Annotated in this window: 21 protein-coding genes, 2 tRNA genes, 1 pseudogene and 1 riboswitch; of the genes and pseudogenes, 15 read left to right on the top strand and 9 right to left on the bottom strand. The window is 73.9% G+C overall.

The features are described 5' to 3' along the window. Positions 1–139 precede the first annotated feature (139 nt). The 6 genes from IDM29_RS07605 to IDM29_RS07580 all read left to right on the top strand — a co-directional run bounded on the left by IDM29_RS07605 (position 140) and on the right by IDM29_RS07580 (position 2,727). Positions 140–997 (top strand): thioredoxin domain-containing protein, encoded by an 858-nt coding sequence (locus IDM29_RS07605; protein ID WP_182113062.1) that lies wholly within the window; start codon positions 140–142, stop codon positions 995–997. Beyond that, positions 990–1,664, top strand: coding sequence for a vitamin K epoxide reductase family protein (locus IDM29_RS07600; protein WP_255491751.1), 675 nt, complete (start codon positions 990–992; stop codon positions 1,662–1,664). Before IDM29_RS07605 ends, IDM29_RS07600 begins: the two co-directional genes overlap by 8 nt. A 73-nt stretch (positions 1,665–1,737) precedes the next feature. Then, positions 1,738–1,809: transfer RNA gene (locus IDM29_RS07595), tRNA-Thr, on the top strand. 59 nt (positions 1,810–1,868) lie between these two features. Then, a tRNA-Thr gene (locus IDM29_RS07590) sits at positions 1,869–1,939 on the top strand. Positions 1,940–1,946: 7 nt separating this feature from the next. After that, positions 1,947–2,180 (top strand): hypothetical protein, encoded by a 234-nt coding sequence (locus IDM29_RS07585; RefSeq protein WP_182113063.1) that lies wholly within the window; start codon positions 1,947–1,949, stop codon positions 2,178–2,180. 190 nt (positions 2,181–2,370) lie between these two features. After that, positions 2,371–2,727 (top strand): hypothetical protein, encoded by a 357-nt coding sequence (locus tag IDM29_RS07580; RefSeq protein ID WP_188037369.1) that lies wholly within the window; start codon positions 2,371–2,373, stop codon positions 2,725–2,727. Between the two features lie 155 nt (positions 2,728–2,882). On the opposite strand, the gene IDM29_RS07575 is transcribed toward IDM29_RS07580, so the two are convergent. Next, a complete protein-coding gene (locus IDM29_RS07575; RefSeq protein ID WP_182113065.1) occupies positions 2,883–3,176 on the bottom strand; it encodes a hypothetical protein in 294 nt (97 codons plus the stop codon). Positions 3,177–3,605: 429 nt separating this feature from the next. On the opposite strand from IDM29_RS07575, the gene IDM29_RS07570 reads away from it, so the two are divergent. The 3 genes from IDM29_RS07570 to IDM29_RS07560 are packed head-to-tail and all read left to right on the top strand — an operon-like array spanning position 3,606 to position 5,426. Beyond that, positions 3,606–4,001 (top strand): hypothetical protein, encoded by a 396-nt coding sequence (locus IDM29_RS07570; protein WP_182113066.1) that lies wholly within the window; start codon positions 3,606–3,608, stop codon positions 3,999–4,001. A gap of 31 nt (positions 4,002–4,032) precedes the next feature. Continuing rightward, positions 4,033–4,611, top strand: a complete 579-nt coding sequence (locus tag IDM29_RS07565; protein WP_182113067.1) for a S26 family signal peptidase — start codon at positions 4,033–4,035, stop codon at positions 4,609–4,611. A gap of 23 nt (positions 4,612–4,634) precedes the next feature. Beyond that, on the top strand, positions 4,635–5,426 hold the full coding sequence (locus IDM29_RS07560) for a hypothetical protein (protein ID WP_182113068.1): 792 nt from the start codon (positions 4,635–4,637) through the stop codon (positions 5,424–5,426). 25 nt (positions 5,427–5,451) lie between these two features. Here the strand turns inward: IDM29_RS07560 and IDM29_RS07555 are convergent, their stop codons facing one another. Next, positions 5,452–6,333, bottom strand: a complete 882-nt coding sequence (locus IDM29_RS07555) for an SGNH/GDSL hydrolase family protein (RefSeq protein WP_182113069.1) — start codon at positions 6,331–6,333, stop codon at positions 5,452–5,454. Between the two features lie 100 nt (positions 6,334–6,433). Then, a riboswitch (cyclic di-GMP riboswitch) is annotated at positions 6,434–6,508 on the top strand. 218 nt (positions 6,509–6,726) lie between these two features. Between IDM29_RS07555 and IDM29_RS07550 the strand changes: the two genes are divergently transcribed. Next, positions 6,727–7,125, top strand: a complete 399-nt coding sequence (locus IDM29_RS07550; RefSeq protein WP_182113070.1) for a hypothetical protein — start codon at positions 6,727–6,729, stop codon at positions 7,123–7,125. Here the strand turns inward: IDM29_RS07550 and IDM29_RS07545 are convergent. Beyond that, entirely contained in the window at positions 7,118–7,876 is a 759-nt protein-coding gene (locus tag IDM29_RS07545) for a uracil-DNA glycosylase (RefSeq protein WP_182114019.1), read from the bottom strand. The two genes, IDM29_RS07550 and IDM29_RS07545, sit on opposite strands and share 8 nt — an antisense overlap. Before the next feature lie 165 nt (positions 7,877–8,041). Here IDM29_RS07545 and IDM29_RS07540 point away from each other — a divergent pair, with 165 nt between their 5' ends. The 4 genes from IDM29_RS07540 (at position 8,042) to groL (ending at position 12,407) form a co-directional block, all read left to right on the top strand. Beyond that, complete coding sequence (locus IDM29_RS07540) at positions 8,042–8,341, top strand: DUF3263 domain-containing protein (protein WP_182114020.1); 300 nt, start codon at positions 8,042–8,044, stop codon at positions 8,339–8,341. Positions 8,342–8,370: 29 nt separating this feature from the next. Then, complete coding sequence (locus tag IDM29_RS07535) at positions 8,371–8,994, top strand: LytR C-terminal domain-containing protein (RefSeq protein ID WP_182113071.1); 624 nt, start codon at positions 8,371–8,373, stop codon at positions 8,992–8,994. A 113-nt stretch (positions 8,995–9,107) separates the two neighbouring features. Next, the gene (locus IDM29_RS07530; protein ID WP_188037368.1) at positions 9,108–10,565 is read left to right on the top strand and encodes an NAD(P)/FAD-dependent oxidoreductase; all 1,458 of its coding nucleotides are present in this window, start codon (positions 9,108–9,110) and stop codon (positions 10,563–10,565) included. Positions 10,566–10,769: 204 nt separating this feature from the next. Continuing rightward, positions 10,770–12,407, top strand: a complete 1,638-nt coding sequence (gene groL / locus IDM29_RS07525; RefSeq protein WP_182113073.1) for a chaperonin GroEL — start codon at positions 10,770–10,772, stop codon at positions 12,405–12,407. A 102-nt stretch (positions 12,408–12,509) separates the two neighbouring features. On the opposite strand, the gene IDM29_RS07520 is transcribed toward groL, so the two are convergent. Continuing rightward, positions 12,510–12,827: a DUF4031 domain-containing protein gene (locus IDM29_RS07520; RefSeq protein WP_182113074.1), complete on the bottom strand. Its 318-nt coding sequence runs from the start codon at positions 12,825–12,827 to the stop codon at positions 12,510–12,512. A 190-nt stretch (positions 12,828–13,017) separates the two neighbouring features. Here IDM29_RS07520 and IDM29_RS07515 point away from each other — a divergent pair, with 190 nt between their 5' ends. Next, a complete protein-coding gene (locus IDM29_RS07515) occupies positions 13,018–13,308 on the top strand; it encodes a WXG100 family type VII secretion target (protein ID WP_182113075.1) in 291 nt (96 codons plus the stop codon). A gap of 3 nt (positions 13,309–13,311) precedes the next feature. Here the strand turns inward: IDM29_RS07515 and IDM29_RS07510 are convergent, their stop codons facing one another. The 5 genes and pseudogenes from IDM29_RS07510 to IDM29_RS07490 all read right to left on the bottom strand — a co-directional run. Continuing rightward, a complete protein-coding gene (locus IDM29_RS07510; RefSeq protein WP_255491752.1) occupies positions 13,312–14,109 on the bottom strand; it encodes a hypothetical protein in 798 nt (265 codons plus the stop codon). 65 nt (positions 14,110–14,174) lie between these two features. Beyond that, a complete protein-coding gene (locus IDM29_RS07505; RefSeq protein ID WP_182113076.1) occupies positions 14,175–15,644 on the bottom strand; it encodes a cell wall metabolism sensor histidine kinase WalK in 1,470 nt (489 codons plus the stop codon). An 11-nt stretch (positions 15,645–15,655) separates the two neighbouring features. Then, complete coding sequence (locus IDM29_RS07500; protein WP_182113077.1) at positions 15,656–16,393, bottom strand: response regulator transcription factor; 738 nt, start codon at positions 16,391–16,393, stop codon at positions 15,656–15,658. A gap of 118 nt (positions 16,394–16,511) precedes the next feature. Then, on the bottom strand, positions 16,512–17,252 hold the full coding sequence (locus tag IDM29_RS07495; RefSeq protein ID WP_182113078.1) for a PspA/IM30 family protein: 741 nt from the start codon (positions 17,250–17,252) through the stop codon (positions 16,512–16,514). Positions 17,253–17,327: 75 nt separating this feature from the next. After that, positions 17,328–17,709, bottom strand: a pseudogene (locus tag IDM29_RS07490) (hypothetical protein); the annotation flags it as partial.

The following is a 17,709-nucleotide window of genomic DNA, read 5'->3' as shown; positions in this document are numbered from 1 at the left end:
CGCCGGCGCGGCCCGCCGGTCCTCGCCACCGCCTGACGCGCCACCGGGCCGGCCACGCGCCGGCCGTCGAGCGCCGACGGCACCCCTCGGTACGCCCGCAGCCCCCGCGCGCCTCGCGCGCCCCCAGCCGGAGGAACCCATGTCGAGCACCACCCCACCCCGCCCCACCAAGGCCGCGCGCCGTGACGAGGCGCGCGCCGAGGCCCTGCGCCTGCGCGAGGAGCAGCAGCGCCAGGCGCAGCGCCAGCGCACCATCGTCATCTCCCTGCTCGTCGTCGGCCTCGTGGTCGTCGGCGGCCTCATCTGGTGGATCATGTCCATGGCGCAGGAGGACCAGGACTTCGCCGAGGTCGAGCAGCCCCTGGCCGGGGTCAGCGCACCCGCCGCCGCGAACGACGAGGGCGGCATCCGCGTCGGCGAGGACGGCGTGGCCCGTGACATCGACGTGCCGGAGGACGCCGTCGTCGTCACGGTCTACGCCGACTTCATGTGCCCGATCTGCGGCCAGTTCGAGCAGGTGAACGGCGCCGACCTGGACGAGCTGCGCGAGGCCGGCGAGGTCGTCGTCGAGTACCGGCCGGTGAGCATCCTCGACCGCTTCTCGCAGGGCTCGCAGTTCTCGACCCGATCCGCGACGGCGCTCGCCCTCGTCGCCGACCGGGCACCGGAGGCGTTCCTCGGCTTCAACCAGGCCCTGTTCGCGAGCCAGCCCGCCGAGGGCACGTCCGGGCTCTCGGACGAGCAGATCGCCGAGCTGGCGGAGGCCGCCGGGGTGCCGCAGGACGTCACGCGGACCATCGCCGACGGCAGCTACATGGAGGGCGAGGATTCGTTCGCGCCGTGGGTGGCCGCGGCCACCGAGCAGGCGTCGCGCGACTTCGCGCCGCAGTTCGGCACGCCCACGGTGCTCGTGGACGGTGAGAACGTCGCCGACCAGCAGGTCGACTGGCGCGTCCCCGGGGCCCTCGTCGACGTGATCGAGAAGGCACGTGGCTGACGACCGGGCCTCCGGCACCGAGGTGCTGGACCGCCCGCTGCCCGCCACGGACGGACTCGTGGCACGCCTGTTCCGGCTGCGCCACGACAACCGGTTCATCTTCACGACCATGCTCGTGTCCGCGTGCATCAGCCTGCTCGCGTCGTTCGTCCTGTCCGTCGACGCGCTGCGGCTCGCCGAGGACCCGGACAAGCTCCTCAGCTGCGACATCAACGCCGTGCTCTCGTGCGGCACCGTCGCGCAGTCGTGGCAGGCGTCGCTGTTCGGCTTCCCGAACGCGTTCCTCGGGCTCGTGGCCGAGCCGGTGGTCATCACGATCGCCGTGGCCTCGCTCGGGGGCGTCCGGTTCCCGCGCTGGTTCATGGCGGCCGCCCAGACCGTCTACACGCTGGGCGTGATCTTCGCGTACTGGCTCTTCGTGCAGTCGATGTTCGTGATCGGCGCGCTGTGCCCCTGGTGCCTGCTCGTGACGATCTCCACCACCCTGGTGTTCACGACCCTGACCCACGTGAACATCCGCGACGGGAACCTGTTCCTGCCGCGCCGCCTGCAGGCGAAGGCCCGGTGGGCCATCGACCACGAGGTCGACGTCGTCGTGGTGTGGGTGTGGCTGCTGCTGCTCGCGGCGCTGGTCGTCGCGAAGTACGGGCCGACGCTCGTCGGGTGACCCGGCCGGAGCGGCATGCGGGACCCGCATGCCGCTCTGGCAGACTTGGCGCGCCCGGCCCACCGGCCGCGCCGCCGCCTTAGCTCAGTGGTAGAGCACCCGCCTTGTAAGCGGACGGTCGTCGGTTCGAATCCGACAGGCGGCTCTTGCGGAGGGTGCTCCGATCGGGTGAGCGCGGGTGTCGGGATTGCCCAGGGCGGTCCCGCCGGAGTGGCGTAGTGGTAACGCGGTTGTCTTGTGAACAGTCGTCGCGGGTTCGATTCCCGCCTCCGGCTCGGGAGCGTGTCGCATGAGTCTGGACGGAGGGCCCGAGGCGCCACCCGCCTGACCAAGGGCAGCGCATCGAAGTCGACGGGGGTCCCCCACCCGTACTGCCCCGCCGGGACGCTGCCTGCGTACGGGCACTCGCAGTACTACCACCAGGACACCGAGTCCCTGCTGAACATCTCCTCGATCGTCGCGGGGCATCCGGAGGCCGTCACGACGGTGCCCAAGCCGTGGGAGGCTGCCCGGTGATGCCCCCCAGCCAGCCAGCGCCTCCCCGCGGGCGTCTCGCCCGTCGCGAGTAGCGATCGTCGCGGCTGCCGTCGGAGCGCTTGTTGTCGGTGGTGTCGTTGTCGGCAGCGTCATCGCTGAGCAGAGAGCCGAACTCCCAACTCCCGCTGCGACGACGGCAGAGCCAACCGCGTTCGACAACCAGGTCGAGATGGACCGGGTGGTCGTCGAGACCGCGGCGCTCATCGGGCTCACCGCGGAACCAGTGCCAGAGCTCGAGAGCACCCTGACGTGTCAGCGCGCCGACGGCAGCGACGGTGTTTCCTACCTCCTCCATAAGGTGGTGGACGTCGCTCTGCCTGACGTTCGCGCAGGGGTCGACCAGGTAGGTCAGTTCTGGACCGACATGGGGTACGAGGTGACCGAGCGTGACATCGGTGGCGCCACCGTCCTGAGCGGTCGCGCGCCCTCGGGTGCGGTCATCGAGCTCTACGCCGGGCCGGGAGGTACCACGATCAGCGGCGAGACCCTCTGCGCTACCGCGGAGGGCCGGCGCAGTGGGGCGTAGTCCCGGCTGTTCTGGCGTGAGTTGGTGGCGCGTGGTGTTGCCGCCGATGGGCGCGGTCCTTGAGGCGCGGTTCATCGACCGGTACGAGCGGGTCGCGGCCTTGAGGCCAGCTGGCGAAGCCGGCGCGATGGTAGGAGCAGCGGACCTTCTGTCAGTCACGGACGCCCAAGGCGGATCGCGCTAGCGAGCATGTCTTCGAGAACGTCCGGCTTCAGCGCGGTCGTCGCCCACAGGTCGAGCCGCTCCCCGGGCACCTTCAGCGCGTCGCGAAGGGTGAGCAACGTCCACAGCGACCCGACGGTCTCGCCGCTGAGGTCGATGAGGAGGTCGACGTCCGAGGTCGGGCCGAACGGGCCCGGAAAGCCCTGGCGCGATAGGGCGAGGAGTTCGCAAGGGCCGGACAGCGCTGACTCGGGGCCTGGCCCACGCCCTCGCGCCATGTTCGGCACCCGCGTTAGATCTCCGGTCTCGACGGCTCCTCTGCAGCCCGAGCCAACAGGCTGGCAGTCGTTCAACCTCGAAGTCTCCTCAACGGTCGCTTGCCCCCGTCCCAGGCTCTCGTGTCACGCACTGCAGAGAACCGCACTCCTGACACGGGCGTGGCGGCTCTTGCGGAGAGTGCTCCGATCGGGTGAGCGCGGGTGTCGGGATTGCCCAGGGCGGTCCCCCGTGTCCTGTGAGGTGCCTCACAGATCGGCTGTCGAGGTGCAGGTCGCAGCGTCGGGGCCGGCCGGGCTCGGGAGACTCTCAGCGCCGGGTTCAAGTGACGGCACCCACCGTCCGATGTGCCTGGTGACCGGCCACCCACCGGTCGTCCCCCCACTGCGAGCAGCGCGCCCCCACGTGCTGCCGCCGCCCGACTCGAAGGACACACCCCCATGGCTTCTGCACGCCGTAAGTCCGCCGCCATCGCCCTCGCCGTCGTCGGCGTCGCGGGCCTCTCTCTCGCGTCCGCGTCGACGCTCAACGTCAGCGGCGGCACGATCCAGGCCGGTACGACCACGAGCGCGTCGTGCGACGCCGACGGCGTCCAGGCGAAGTTCACGTCGAGCTACGCCGCCGCGCCGACGAACGCGTACAAGGCCGACACCCTGACGATCTCCGGCATCGACGCCGCGTGTGCGGACGGCGACATGCGGGTCTCGGTCGTGGCCGACAAGACGACCGTCGAGTTCACGGCGACGAAGATCGGGCAGACGTGGACCTCCACGGCGATCAGCCCGGTCATCCCGGCCGCGGAGATCAAGTCCGTCGCCGTCGTCATCACCAAGTGACCCACTGAGTCGCTGAGCTGACCCGCACGTCGTGTCGGGCAGGCCGGGTGCGCACGCGGCCGGCGCGGGAACCCCGCGCCGGCTGCTGCGCCGCGCCGGCGACGTGGTGCTCGCGCTCGTCGGCGTCACGCTCGCGTGGCTGCTGTGGCCGTCCTCGCTCGGGGGCTGCACCACGCTGACGATCGTCTCGGGCGACTCGATGCTGCCCACCTACCAGACCGGTGACCTCGTGGTCTCGCGCTGCGGCCCGGTCGAGGTGGGTGACGTCATGGTCTACCGGCCGGACGGCTTCGGCGGTTCGCGCATCATCCACCGGGTCATCGGCGGGGACGCCGCGGGCTGGGAGCTCCAGGGTGACAACAACGACTGGGTCGACCCCTTCGAGCCTGCGGGCGAGGAGGTGCTGGGCACGGCGGTGCTCCACCTGCCCCATGTCGGCGGGATCGCGTCGATCTTCCTCAGCCCGCTGACCTGGGTCTCCGTGCTGGTGATCGCCGGCGCGTCCCTGCTGTGGCCCTCGAAGGACGACCCTCCCGACGGTGGTGCAGGCGACGCCGCGGACGCGGCGCCGGTCCAGCCCGAGCAGGTTCCGGTCGGGGCGCCGCGCTAGAGGGCACGGAGCAGGTCAACAGCATGGTCGAGAAGGGAGGGGACGACGTGAGGAAGCGCTTCGCGGTCGTCGTCGTCCTCCTGGTGGCTGTGCTCGGCAGCGCGACGCTCGGGAGCGCCTCCTCGCTCACCGTCAGGGGCGGGGTCATCGACGCCTTCACGGCCTCGCGCCCGTGCGGCGACGGCGCGGGCGCCACGGTGAGCGACCCGGCCGCGACGACGCAGACGCGGGTGCGCCTCACGGTGCCCGCCGACTGCGTCGGCCGACGGCTCCAGCTGACCCTGGTCGACGCCTCCGGCGCCGCGAAGCACGCAGCGAGCGTCGTCCTGGCCGCGCAGGTGCAGGACGTCGTCGTCCCCGCGTACCAGCCGTCCGCGGGTGTCCGGGTGCACGCGACGGTCGACGGTTGGAACCTGGCCACGACGTGGACGTACGCGCCGCCGGTCACGTGCCGGATCGTCGACAACCCCGCGGCCACCTGCACGGCCGTCGTCACCGAGGTGGCGGACCGCTCGTGGTTCGCCGACCCGAAGCGTCGCAGCTTCACGGTCGTCGTGACCTCGCCCTCGACGCCCGGCGGGGCGTGGGAGCTGGTCTACGACCTGGCGCACCCCGTCTTCGGGGGCACGCCGGAGGTCCTCTGGGGGCCGTCCAACGTCGCGGCGCAGACCGGCTGCGCGCAGCGCCCGACCTTCGTGCTGCGCGGCACGGGGAACATCCGCACGGTGTCGGCGGGTCAGCAGCGCTCCGTCGTCCTGATGGCAGACAGCTGGACGGACATCTTCGGGAGCAGGAACATCCTGCGGTGCTCGTGATCCAGCCGGGACCCTGCTGCGGGGCTCAGCGCTCCACCGGCGTGAGCTCGGGCCGCTTGGGCCGCCGTGCGTCACCGCTGGACCGGCGCCGCAGGCGTCGCGTCGCCCACGGGTAGGCGTGCTCGCGGAACCACTCCGCGTCCTGCTGGACGCGCGCCGCGAGCGGCACGGGCGGCAGCGGCGTGAGCGGGTCGTCCCAGGCGGCGTCGTCGGGCTCGAGCCCCAGGCCGACCAGGGCCGCCTGCGCGACGCGCCGGTGCCCCTCGGTCGTGAGGTGGATCCGGTCCGGCGCCCACATGCGCCAGTCGCGAAGCGAGCGCATCCCCCACACGTCCGCCACGTAGGCGCCGTGCTTGCGTGCGATCGACCAGATGTGCGCGTTGTAGACGCCCGCACGCCACCGCGTGCGCCGGACGACCGGGCTGTCCTTGGCGTCCATGCCGGTCGCGAGCAGCACGTCGACGCCGGCCGCCCGCAGCCGCGCGACGGCCGCCTCGAGGCGTTCCGCGAGCACGTCGGGGTCCGCCGCCGGCCGGAGCATGTCGTTGCCCCCGCCGACGACGCTCACGAGGTCCGGACGCAGCTCGAGGGCGGCCGGCACCTGCTCGCGCAGGATCGGCTCCAGGAGGCGACCCCGCACGGCGAGGTTGGCGTACTGCACCGGGGCGTCGCCCTGCCCGATGCCGGCGCGCTCGGCCAGGTGCGCGGCCAGCAGGTCCGCCCAGCCCCGGCACACGAGCGTGGGGTCGACGGCGGTGGTGGTGGTCGGCGGGGCACCCCCGGGGACGTCCCACAGGCCCTCGGTGAACGAGTCGCCCAGCGCCACGTAGCGGCGCCACGGCGCGGTGCGGCCCGGCGGTGCGGTCGGCTGCTCGTCGTCGCCGTGCGGCGTCCGGGTGAATTCCACGCCTCCCAGTGTGCGCCGATGCGACACAGACGCCCAATCCGGGCGCGGAGCCGGAAGGGGGGCTGGACCGCCGGCGTGTGATGGGTCACTCTTGGCTCGTCAGCGACAAGGGCAAACCCACCGCGAGGTGGGGACGCAAAGCCACGGGACCCCTCGGGTCAGCCGGGCCACCGAACGTGAGGTCCACCATGAGCAGCACGCTTCCCGTGCGATCCGGCTCCACTCCTCTGTGCCACGACGCCGCGCGCGTCCCCCTCGGCCTCGGCCTACCCGCCTCCTGAGCACGTTCTCAGGACGCTTCCCGCACGCCCCCGGGCGTGCGACCGCCGGCAGGACGTCGGCGCAGGGGATCACCGGACGGATCCGGTGACGTGGACCACCAGGAGGGTGGAGATGGATCGACGGACGAGGAAGGCGGCATCGGTCGCACTCGTGGCGCTCGCCCTGGTGGGCGTGCGGACGGCGTCCGCGGCCGGGGTCGACCTGGGGGGTCAGCAGGTCCTGGTGGGGGAGGACGGGGTGCAGGGGTGCAGCTCGTCGCAGATCGAGGTCCGGTACGACGTCGCCTACGACGCCGCACTGCAGGGATACGGCGTGAGCGGGGCCCGGCTGTCGGGGCTGGACACCGCTTGCGAGGGACACGACGTGGTCGTGACCCTCAGCGGGCCCGGGGGGGTCGCGCTGGCCGAGCTGTCCGCAGTGATCGGTGCGTCGGAGACGACGGTCCCGGTGCCGGCGAACGTGCCGGTGCCGGCTGAGGAGCTCACGGGGGTGAGCGTCGTCCTCAGCTAGTTCGCGGTCGCAGGACCGCGGCGCCCGACGTGGCGCCGTCCCCTGGGGAGGGGGCGGCGCCGGTCGGTCGGGTCTGCTGGTCGGGGGACCAGCGCACGGGAGGCGCGCCCTGCTCGGCGAGCAGCGCGTCGACGCGGGAGAACGGCCGGGAGCCGAAGAAGCCCCGGGACGCCGAGAGCGGGCTGGGGTGCGCGCTCTCGACCACGGGGACGCCCCCGAGCAGCGGGCGGACCTGCTGCGCGTCGCGGCCCCACAGGAGGGCGACGAGCGGCCCGCCCCGTTCCACGAGCGCCGTGACGGCGCGGTCGGTGACGTCCTGCCACCCGAGGTGCCGGTGCGAGCCCGGTGCGCCGGTGCCCACGGTGAGGACCCGGTTGAGGAGCAGGACGCCCTCCTGCTCCCAGTCGCTGAGGTCGCCGTCGGGCCCGCGCACGACGCCGACGTCGTCCGCGAGCTCGCGGTGGATGTTCTGCAGCGAGCGGGGCAGCGGGCGCACCCCGGGCGCCACCGAGAAGGACAGGCCGACGGCGTGCCCGGGCGTCGGGTACGGGTCCTGGCCGATGACGAGCACGCGGACGTCCGCCATGGGCCGCGCGAACGCGCGCAGGACGGCGTCGGGGGCCGGGAGCCAGGCCCGGCCGGCCGCGGACTCCGCGCGCAGCGCGTCGCCGATCTCGCGCAGCCGCAGCTCGACCGGTGCGAGGGCCGCGGCCCAGTCCGGGGCCATGAGCGCGTCGAGGGGCTGACGGATCACGCGGCGACCCTAGCCGCCGCCGCGCTCCCTTACTCGATCACCGCGCGGGGGTCATCCCGACGCGCCGGGACGAATGACACGCGTGTCATTCCGCGTCTACGATGAGCCGACGCCCGGGGACGGGCGACGACGCCGCTTCACCCTGGAGGACCCATGGACGCGATGGCCACCGCGCGCGACGCGGACCGCACGGACGCCCGGGTCCACGCCGCCGAGCTCTCCGAGCGCGACCAGCAGATCCTCGCCTTCGAGCGCCAGTGGTGGAAGTACGCCGGGGCCAAGGAGCAGGCGGTCAAGGAGCTCTTCGACATGTCCGCGACGCGGTACTACCAGGTGCTCAATGCGCTCATCGACTCGCCCGCGGCGCTGGCCCAGGACCCCATGCTGATCAAGCGCCTGCGCCGGATGCGCGCGTCCCGCCAGCGGGCCCGCACCGCGCGTCGTCTGGGTGTCGACGCCTGAGAGGCGGGGCGCCCGCTAGCCTGTCCGCCGTGAAGGCCGGCGACTACCCCTACCCCGCGGACGAGTTCGACGCCGCGGATGCCCGGGGCGGCCCACGAGGCGTTCACCGCGCACCGCGCTCGCGCCGCCGCCGTCTGCTGCCCTTCCTGGTCGTCCTCGTCGTCTTCCCCCTCCTCGCCTACGGCGCGGTCACGTGGCTCTCCGACTGGCAGGGGCTGGGCTCCGGGGGGACGCCCGCGGAGGGGACGTCCACCGAGGCCGACGAGGGGACCACCGAGGAGGAGCCGGTCGAGGAGGACGCCGGCGAGGCCGAGGTGCCCGTCGAGCCGGAGACGGAGGAGCCGGTCGAGACGACCCCGCCCCCGCCCCCGGTCGACCTCGCCACACCCGTCGAGGTGTTCAACGCCACGTCCCGCTCCGGCCTCGCGGGCGGTGCGGCCGAGCGTGTGGAGGAGGCCGGCTTCACGGCCGTGAGTGCCGGCAACTGGCAGGGCGACGACCTCGAGGCGTCGACCGTGTACTACGCGACGCCCGACCAGGTCACGACGGCGGAGCTCGTCGCGCAGACCCTCGGCATCACCGCCGTGCAGGAGTCCGCGGAGCAGGCGCCCGAAGGCGTCGTCGTCGTGCTCGCCGCCGACTACGAGGACTGAGCCGACCGCGTCGTGCGACGCAGGCGGCCGCCCGGGCCGCCGCCTGCGGTCGCCGCGACCGCCCCGAGCGGTGAGGATGCGGGGGACGGGACGGACGGACGACGGGAGCGTGCATGACGCGGGCGCTGGACGTCGTCGTCGTGGGCTCCGGACCCAACGGCCTCGCCGCCGCGGTGACGCTCGCGCGGGCGGGGCTCGAGGTCGTCGTGCTCGAGGCCCAGCCGCACCCGGGCGGGGGCGCCCGCACGGCGGACCTCGGCCTGTGGCCGGGCGTCGTCCACGACACGTGCAGCGCCGTCCACCCCATGGCCGTCGCCTCGCCGTTCTTCCGGCGGTTCGACCTGGCGGCCCGCGGCGTCGAGCTGGTGGCGCCCGAGGTGTCGTACGCCCAGCCGCTGGCCCAGGGGGCCGGGATCGCCTACCGCGACCTCGACCGCACCGCGCGGGAGCTCGGCGTCGACGGCGGCGCGTGGCTCGAGACCTTCGGGCCGCTCGTCGCGCACGCCGAGGCCCTCGTCGGTTTCCTCATGGGCGACCGCCGCCACCTCCCGCGCGACCTGGTGACCGCGGTGCGCTTCGGTCTGCGGGCGTTCGAGCAGGGCGTGGCCCCGCTCTGGGACCGCCGGTTCCGTGAGGAGACGGCGCCCGCGCTGCTCACCGGCATCGCGTCGCACGCGATCACGCCCCTGCCCTCGATCGCGGGGGCCGGCACGGCCCTGCTGCTGGGCACGCTCGCGCACGCCGTCGGCTGGACCGTGCCGCTCGGGGGCACGCAGGCCATCACCGACGCGCTCGTGGCGGACCTGCGCGCGCACGGGGGCGAGATCCGCACGGGTCACCTCGTGCGCACGCAGCGCGACCTGCCACCCGCGCGCGCTGTCGTCTTCGACACCTCGCCCTCGGCGGTCGCCGCGGTCATGGGCGCCCGCCTGAGCCGTGGGACCGCGCGCGGCTACCAGGCGTACCGGCACGGGAACGCCGCGGCCAAGGTCGACTTCGTCCTCTCGGGTCCGGTGCCGTGGGCCGACCCCCGCGTGGGCCGGGCCGGGACGGTGCACGTCGGCGGCACGCGCGCCGAGATGGCCGCCGCGGAGCACGCCCTGACGCAGGGCCGGCACGCCGAGCCGCCCATGGTGCTCGCGAGCGACCCGTCGGTGGGCGACCCGGGCCGCGCGACCGCCGACGGGCACCGCCCGCTGTGGACGTACGCGCACGTCCCGGCCGGGTCGCGCGCGGACGTGACCGAGGCCGTCACCGCGCGCATCGAGCAGTACGCGCCCGGCTTCCGCGACGTCGTCGTCGCCTCGCGGTGCACCCCCGCGGCGCGGATCGAGCTGGGCAACGCGAACTACGTCGGCGGCGACATCGCGGGTGGTGCGATCACCCTGCCGCGGATGCTCGTCGGGCCCGTCCTGAGCCCGGACCCCTTCGTCGCGGCCGACGGCGTCTACCTGTGCTCCGCTGCCGTGCCGCCGGGGCCCGGGGTCCACGGCATGGGCGGCTGGCACGCCGCGCGGCGCGTCCTCGCGCGCAGCTTCGGCATCGAGCGCCCGCCCGGCCTCGCGCCCTGAGGCGCGGCGGCGGCGGCGCCACGGCGCTTGCACTCGCCGGGTGAGAGTGCCAATAATGAGTTAGCACTCTCGACCCGAGAGTGACAGAAGACCCTGGGCCGAGGTGAGGTCCGGGCCCCCGACGGGATGTGACCGCGGGCGGCCCGAGCCGTCCGTCGCGGGCGCCGGCGCCCAGGACACCGCCAACACCGGAGGACCATCCGTATGGCCAAGATCATTGCCTTCGACGAGGAGGCCCGCCGCGGCATGGAGCGGGGCATGAACGCCCTCGCCGACGCCGTCAAGGTCACGCTCGGCCCGAAGGGCCGCAACGTCGTGCTCGAGAAGAAGTGGGGCGCCCCCACGATCACCAACGACGGTGTCTCGATCGCCAAGGAGATCGAGCTCGAGGAGCCCCTCGAGAAGATCGGCGCCGAGCTCGTCAAGGAGGTCGCCAAGAAGACGGACGACGTCGCGGGCGACGGCACCACCACCGCCACCGTGCTCGCCCAGGCCCTCGTCAAGGAGGGTCTGCGGAACGTCGCCGCCGGCGCCAACCCGATCGCGCTCAAGCGCGGCATCGAGAAGGCCGTCGACGCCGTCACGGCGCAGCTGCTCTCGGCCGCCAAGGAGGTCGAGACCAAGGAGGAGATCGCCGCGACCGCGGGCATCTCCGCCGGCGACCCGGCCATCGGCGAGCTCATCGCCGAGGCGATGGACAAGGTCGGCAAGGAGGGCGTGATCACGGTCGAGGAGTCCAGCGCCCTCGGCCTGGAGCTCGAGCTCACGGAGGGCATGCGCTTCGACAAGGGCTTCCTGTCGGCGTACTTCGTGACCGACGCGGAGCGCCAGGAGGCCGTCCTCGAGGACGCCTACGTGCTGCTCGTCGAGTCCAAGATCTCGAACGTCAAGGACCTGCTGCCGCTGCTGGAGAAGGTCATCCAGTCCGGCAAGCCGCTCTTCATCGTCGCCGAGGACATCGAGGGCGAGGCCCTGGCCACGCTCGTCGTGAACAAGATCCGCGGCACGTTCCGCTCCGTCGCCGTCAAGGCGCCGGGCTTCGGGGACCGTCGCAAGGCGATGCTGCAGGACATGGCGACCCTCACGGGTGGCCAGGTCATCTCCGAGACCGTGGGCCTCAAGCTCGAGAACGCGGGCCTGGAGCTGCTCGGCCAGGCGCGCAAGGTCGTCGTCACCAAGGACGAGACCACGATCGTCGAGGGCCTCGGCGACGCCGACCAGATCGCCGGTCGCGTCGCGCAGATCCGCGCCGAGATCGAGAACTCGGACTCGGACTACGACCGCGAGAAGCTCCAGGAGCGCCTCGCGAAGCTCGCCGGCGGCGTCGCCGTCATCAAGGCGGGCGCGGCCACCGAGGTCGAGCTCAAGGAGCGCAAGCACCGCATCGAGGACGCCGTCCGCAACGCGAAGGCTGCCGTCGAGGAGGGCATCGTCGCCGGTGGTGGCGTCGCCCTCATCCAGGCCGGCAAGGCTGCCTTCGAGCAGGCCGACATCCTCGCGCTCGTGGGTGACGAGGCGACCGGTGCGCGGATCGTGCAGCTCGCGATCGACGCCCCGCTGAAGCAGATCGCCATCAACGCCGGCCTCGAGGGCGGCGTCGTGGCGGAGAAGGTCCGCAACCTCCCGGCGGGTCAGGGCCTCAACGCCGCGACCGGCGTGTACGAGGACCTGCTGGCCGCGGGCGTCAACGACCCGGTCAAGGTCACGCGCTCGGCGCTGCAGAACGCCGCGTCGATCGCCGCCCTGTTCCTCACCACCGAGGCCGTCGTGGCCGACAAGCCGGAGAAGCACTCCGCTCCTTCCGGTGGCGACGGTGGCGGCATGGGCGGCATGGACTTCTGACCTTCCCGGTCGGGGTCCGAGCCGCGCGCTCGCACTGACGACGGCGGGTGTCCCTTCGGGGGCACCCGCCGTTCGCGTTCCCGGGGGGTGCCTGCGGCACCGTCACGCGGTGCGCTCGCGGGGCGAAGGTCGCGGGGCGCTCACGGGGCGCTCACGGGCACGGTCGCGCGCGCGGACCCGCAGGCCCGAGGCGCGCAGGCGCCGCACGAGCTCCCGGCTGTCGACGAGCCGCGCGCCGTGGCCGACGAGGTCGGCGTAGCGCTCGGCGGGCACGTCGTAGTGGTCGAGGTCGAAGGCGCGCCGCGGGATGCCCGCACGGTCGGCGAAGGCGTGGAGCTCGGCGAGGGACGCGTCGCTCACGAGGTGGCCCCACACGGTGCCGTGCCGCGGCCACAGCGGCGGGTCCAGGAGCACGGCCATGCCCCGATCCAACACCGCGGCCACCGCCCTGTCCGGCCACCGCCCTGTCCCCACGCCGCCGTGTCCCTGCACGTCCCGTTCCTCCACAGCCCTCTCCGCACGCCTGTCCCTCCACAGGCCCGGCGGTCCCTGCCCCCGACGCCGGACCGCGCTGCCTAGCGTCGGCCTCCCACGGAGAGGGGAGGACCTGATGAGCAGGTACGAGGTCGACAGCGCGCAGGTGGCGCAGGCCGGCACGGCGGCGGCGGCGTCGGTGGCGACGATCCGGGCGGAGGTGGCGGCGCTGCTGCGGCACCTCACCGAGCTGCAGGCCGGGTGGCAGGGCACGGCGGCGACGGCGTTCGCGGGAGTCGTGGCGGACTGGTCGGTGACGCAGCGTGCCGTCGAGGCGAGCCTCGACGGCATCACGACGGCCCTGGGCGCCGCGTCCCAGACGTACGCCGACGCCGAGCAGCAGGCGGCGCGGCTCTTCGTGCGGTGAGCGCTACGGGGTCCGGACGGGTGCGGAGCCGGCGGCGGCGTCCGCACCGGTGGCGGAGGCGGGGCCGGTGGCGGCGTCCGGACCGGCCGCGGAGCCCGCCGCGTGCTCGGCCTCGAGCCTCGCGAGCTCCTTGGTCAGGCGGTGCAGCTCGGCCGCCACGTTCTGCCGGGCGGCCTCCTCCCACGCGGCGCCGAGCGGCGAGACGAACAGGGTGCGGCGGAGCTCGAGCTTGCGCAGGATCGCGATCCGCGCGCGGACGAACTCCTCGAGCGGGAGGTGCGCGTACTCCGCGCGGATGTCGGCGAGGTACGCCTTGTACCGCTGGGGCTCCGCCGCGAGCATCGCGAGGTCCGCGTCGCAGAGCACGGCGCAGTCGAAGTCGTCGGGGTCGACGGTGTGGCGGCGCAGCGCCGTGACGAGCTGGACGACGCGCGCGACCGACACCTCCGGCAGGCCGAGGTCGGTCAGCTCGCTGCGCGCGAGCACCGCGCTCGCCGTCTCGTCCTCGCCCCCGCGCCGGGCGTACGACGCGCGCTCCGCGGAGTCGAAGACGGCGCCGTGGTACCAGGCCGCGAGACGCACGAGGTCGGGCTCGTGCGTCTCCTCCGCGAGCTCGTCGACGCGCGCGAGCACGTCGGTCAGGTGGCGCACGTTGTGGAAGTGGCGGTCGGGCTCCGACCACCGGTCCAGCAGGGCCTCGCCGACCTTCTCGACCTCGTCACGGGCGGCCGTGGCGCCGGCGCCGATGCAGGCCCTGGTCCACGCGGGGATCAACCACTGGGGTGCGTCGTGGACGCCCATCGCCGTGCCTTCGCGCTCGGGGACAAGACCGGCCGCCCATCGTATGCCTGACCGGACGAACCGGCTCACTCATCCCGCGCGGGTGCACCCGGCGCGGCGAGGGGGAGGTCGACGCGCACGGTGGCGCCGCCTCCCGGGGTCGGCACGAGCGTCACCGAGCCGTCGTGCGCCTCGACGATCGCCGCGACGATCGCCATGCCGAGGCCGGCGCCGCCGGCGTCGCGCCCCCGGGCCGGGTCCACCCGGTAGAAGCGCTCGAAGACGCGCGCGGCGTGCTCGGGCGCGATGCCCGGGCCGTGGTCCCTGACCTCCACGACGGCGCGGCCGGGCGCCGGTGTGCCGAGCGCGATCTCGACCGGGGTGCCCGGCGGCGTGTGCTCGACCGTGTTCCCGACGAGGTTCGCCAGGACCTGTCGCAGGCGGTCCTCGTCCCCGAGGACCACGAGGTCGCCCATCGAGCCGCCGGGGACCAGCGGCTCGAGCCGCACGGGACGCCCGGGGTCCAGCGCGCGCAGGTCGGCCGCGGCGTCGGCGGCCACCCCCGCCAGGTCGACGGGCTCGTGCCGGACCGCCCGCCGCTCGTCGAGCCGCGCGAGGTCGAGCAGGTCCTGCACCATCCGACCCATGCGCGTGGCGGCGTCCTCCATCCGCTGGACGGTGGCGGGGACCTCCTCGGGCGGCACCGCGCCCATCCGGTACAGCTCCCCGTAACCCCGGATGGTCGCGAGCGGCGTCCGCAGCTCGTGGCTCGCGTCGCTGACGAAGCGCCGCATGCGCCGCTCGGACGCGGTGCGGGCGGCGAAGGCCGTCTCGATCTGGGCGAGCATGCCGTTGAGCGCGCGCCCGAGGCGACCGACCTCCGTCGAGGCGGGCCGGTCCGGGACGCGGCGCGAGAGGTCCCCGGCCGCGATGGCCGCGGCGGTGTCCTCGATCTCGCGCAGCGGTCGCAGCGAGCGCCGCACCCCCCAGAATCCCGCCAGCGCCCCGAGCGCGACGACGCCGACGCCGATGGCCGCCAGCGCCAGGCGCATCTGGTCCAGCGTGTTCTCTGCCGACGTCAGGGGCAGCGCCACGGCGACGGTACCGACGACGTCGTCGGACCCGGCGCCCACGAGCCGTTGCGCGAGGACGCGCCACGAGGTCCCGCCGTCCACCGACCCGACGGTGAAGGGCTCACCGCCTCGCTCCGCGACCTCCTGGACGCTCATCGGGGGCACGTCGGCGAGGTCGGTCGTGGACGGGTCCGCCACCCAGTGCTGGACGACCTGGCCGTCCGGCGTCGAGAGGACGACCTGGTAGTCGCTCGGCAGGTCCGTCGCCCCCGGGCCCCGGGGCAGCTGGTTGGTGACCCGGTCGACGAGGCCCTGCGACGCGGCGGAGAGCTGGTCGTCCACCTGCCCGAGCAGCGACTGCCGCAGGAACGTGAGCGCCGTCGCGCCCGTGAGCACCAGGCCGAGCGCGAGGACGACGGCGAACATCACGGACAGCTGCGTGCGCAGCGGCAGGCGCGACCACGCGCGGCCCGCGCGGCTCATGCCCGGGTGGCTCACGCCGACCCGGGGGGCAGGCGCAGCACGTAGCCGACGCCCCGCTTGGTGTGGATCAGCGGGACCGGCTGCTCGCCCTCGACGCCCTCGGGGAGGCGGTCGATCTTGCGGCGCAGGTAGGAGATGTAGGACTCGACGATGCTGCCGTCGCCACCCCAGTCGTACTGCCAGACGTGGTCGAGGATCTGCGCCTTGGACAGCACGCGACCGGCGTTGAGCATGAGGTAGCGCAGCAGGGCGAACTCGGTGGGGGACAGATCCACCGAGCGGCCCGCGCGCCGGACCTCGCGGGCGTCCTCGTCGAGCTCGAGGTCGGCGTAGCGCAGGACCGCCGAGTCGTCGGGCGGGGCGGGCGCGGTGCGGCGCAGCACCGCGCGGATCCGCGCCACGACCTCCTCCAGGCTGAACGGCTTGGTCACGTAGTCGTCGCCACCCACCGTCAGTCCCGCGACCTTGTCCGTGGTGTCGTCGCGCGCCGTGAGGAAGAGCACGGGCACCTGCTGGCCGCGCTCGCGCATCCGGCGGGTCACCGTGAACCCGTCCATGTCGGGGAGCATCACGTCGAGCACGACGAGGTCGGGCCGCAGGTCCCGCACCAGGGCCAGCGCGGAGGCGCCGTCGGCCGCCGCGTGCACCTCGAAGCCGGCGAAGCGCAGCGACGTCGTCAGGAGCTCGCGGATGGTCGGCTCGTCGTCGACGACGACGAGCCGCGCCTCGGGTGCACGCTCGGTGGGCATGGCTCCAGTCTCCCGCTCGTCCCTGGGAACCACCTGAGAGGTCCCTGGGACATCGCTGACCCGGCCCGAGGGTGCGGCCGACCGGTCACCGGACCGGCCGCACCCGCGGGACGGACCGTCAGCTGTCCTGGATCTGCGCCGGTGCGGCGCCCTGCTTGAGCTGGGCGAGCCGCGCCTCCACCTCGAGCATGCCGGCGTCGACCTCGAGCTCCTCGAACTGGGCGTCGAGCGAGGAGGCGGCCAGCTCCTGGTGACCCGCGACGCGCGCCTCTTCCCGGCGCACCTTCTCCTCGAACCGCGCCACCTCGCTCGTCGGGTCCAGCACGTTGATCGACGAGAGCGCCTCGTGCACGGTGGCCTGCGCCTGGGCCGTCTTCTGGCGCGCGATGAGCTGGTCGCGCTTCGAGCGGAGCTGCTCGAGGCGGTTCCGCATCTCGACGAGTCCCGACTTCAGCTTCGCCACGACCTCGTTCTGCGACGCGATCATCGGCTCCGCCGACCGCGCCTCGCCCTCGAAGGCGATCTGCTTGGAGATCGCGACCTTCGCGAGGTTGTCGAAGCGGTCCGCCTCGGTGCCGTTCCCCGCAGCGCGGAGCTGGTCGGCCTTCGCCGACGCCGCCACGGCCTTGCGGCCCCAGTCCTGTGCGGCCGCGACGTCCTCCGCGTGGTCGGCCTCCGCGAGCCGCACGTTGCCGATGGTCAGGGCGACGGCGTCCTCCGCCTCCGCGATGGCGTTGGTGTAGTCGCGGACCAGCTGGTCGAGCATCTTCTCCGGGTCCTCCGCCCGGTCGATGAGCGAGTTGATGTTGGCCTTCGCGAGCTGGGCGATGCGGCCCAGGACGGTCTGCTTCTCAGCCATGAGTGACTGCCTTCCCGTGGGGTGTGCGTGCGTGGGTGGGGTGTGCGTGGGTGCGGTGCGCGGGCTCGCCGTCGGTCAGAAGCGGCCACCTCCTCCGCGGCGTCCGCGGCCGCCCCCGCCGAAGCTGCCGCCGAACCCGCCGCCCGAGCGCCGGCCGCCGCCCGATCGTCCGCCGCCACCGAATCCGCCGCCACCGAACCCGCCGCCGAAGCCACCCCCTCCGAAGCCGCCCCCGCCGTAGCCCCCGCCCCGACGGCTCCCGCCGCCCAGGACCTGGTCGAGCAGGATCCCGCCGAGGACGAGCGAGCCCACGTCGGTGCCACCCCGGCCGCCGCCGTACGGACCCTGCGGCGACTGCCAGCGTGCGACGTCCGCCTCCGCGAGCTGCTGCGCCGAGAGGACCAGCTGCTCCGCGCGGCGCGCCGTCGCCAGCGCGCCCGCCGGGTCCGAGGCGGCG

It is taken from the genome of Actinotalea sp. JY-7885 (assembly GCF_014525465.1).
GTDB lineage: Bacteria > Actinomycetota > Actinomycetes > Actinomycetales > Cellulomonadaceae > Actinotalea.
This window is presented reverse-complemented; position numbering and strand designations above follow the sequence as displayed.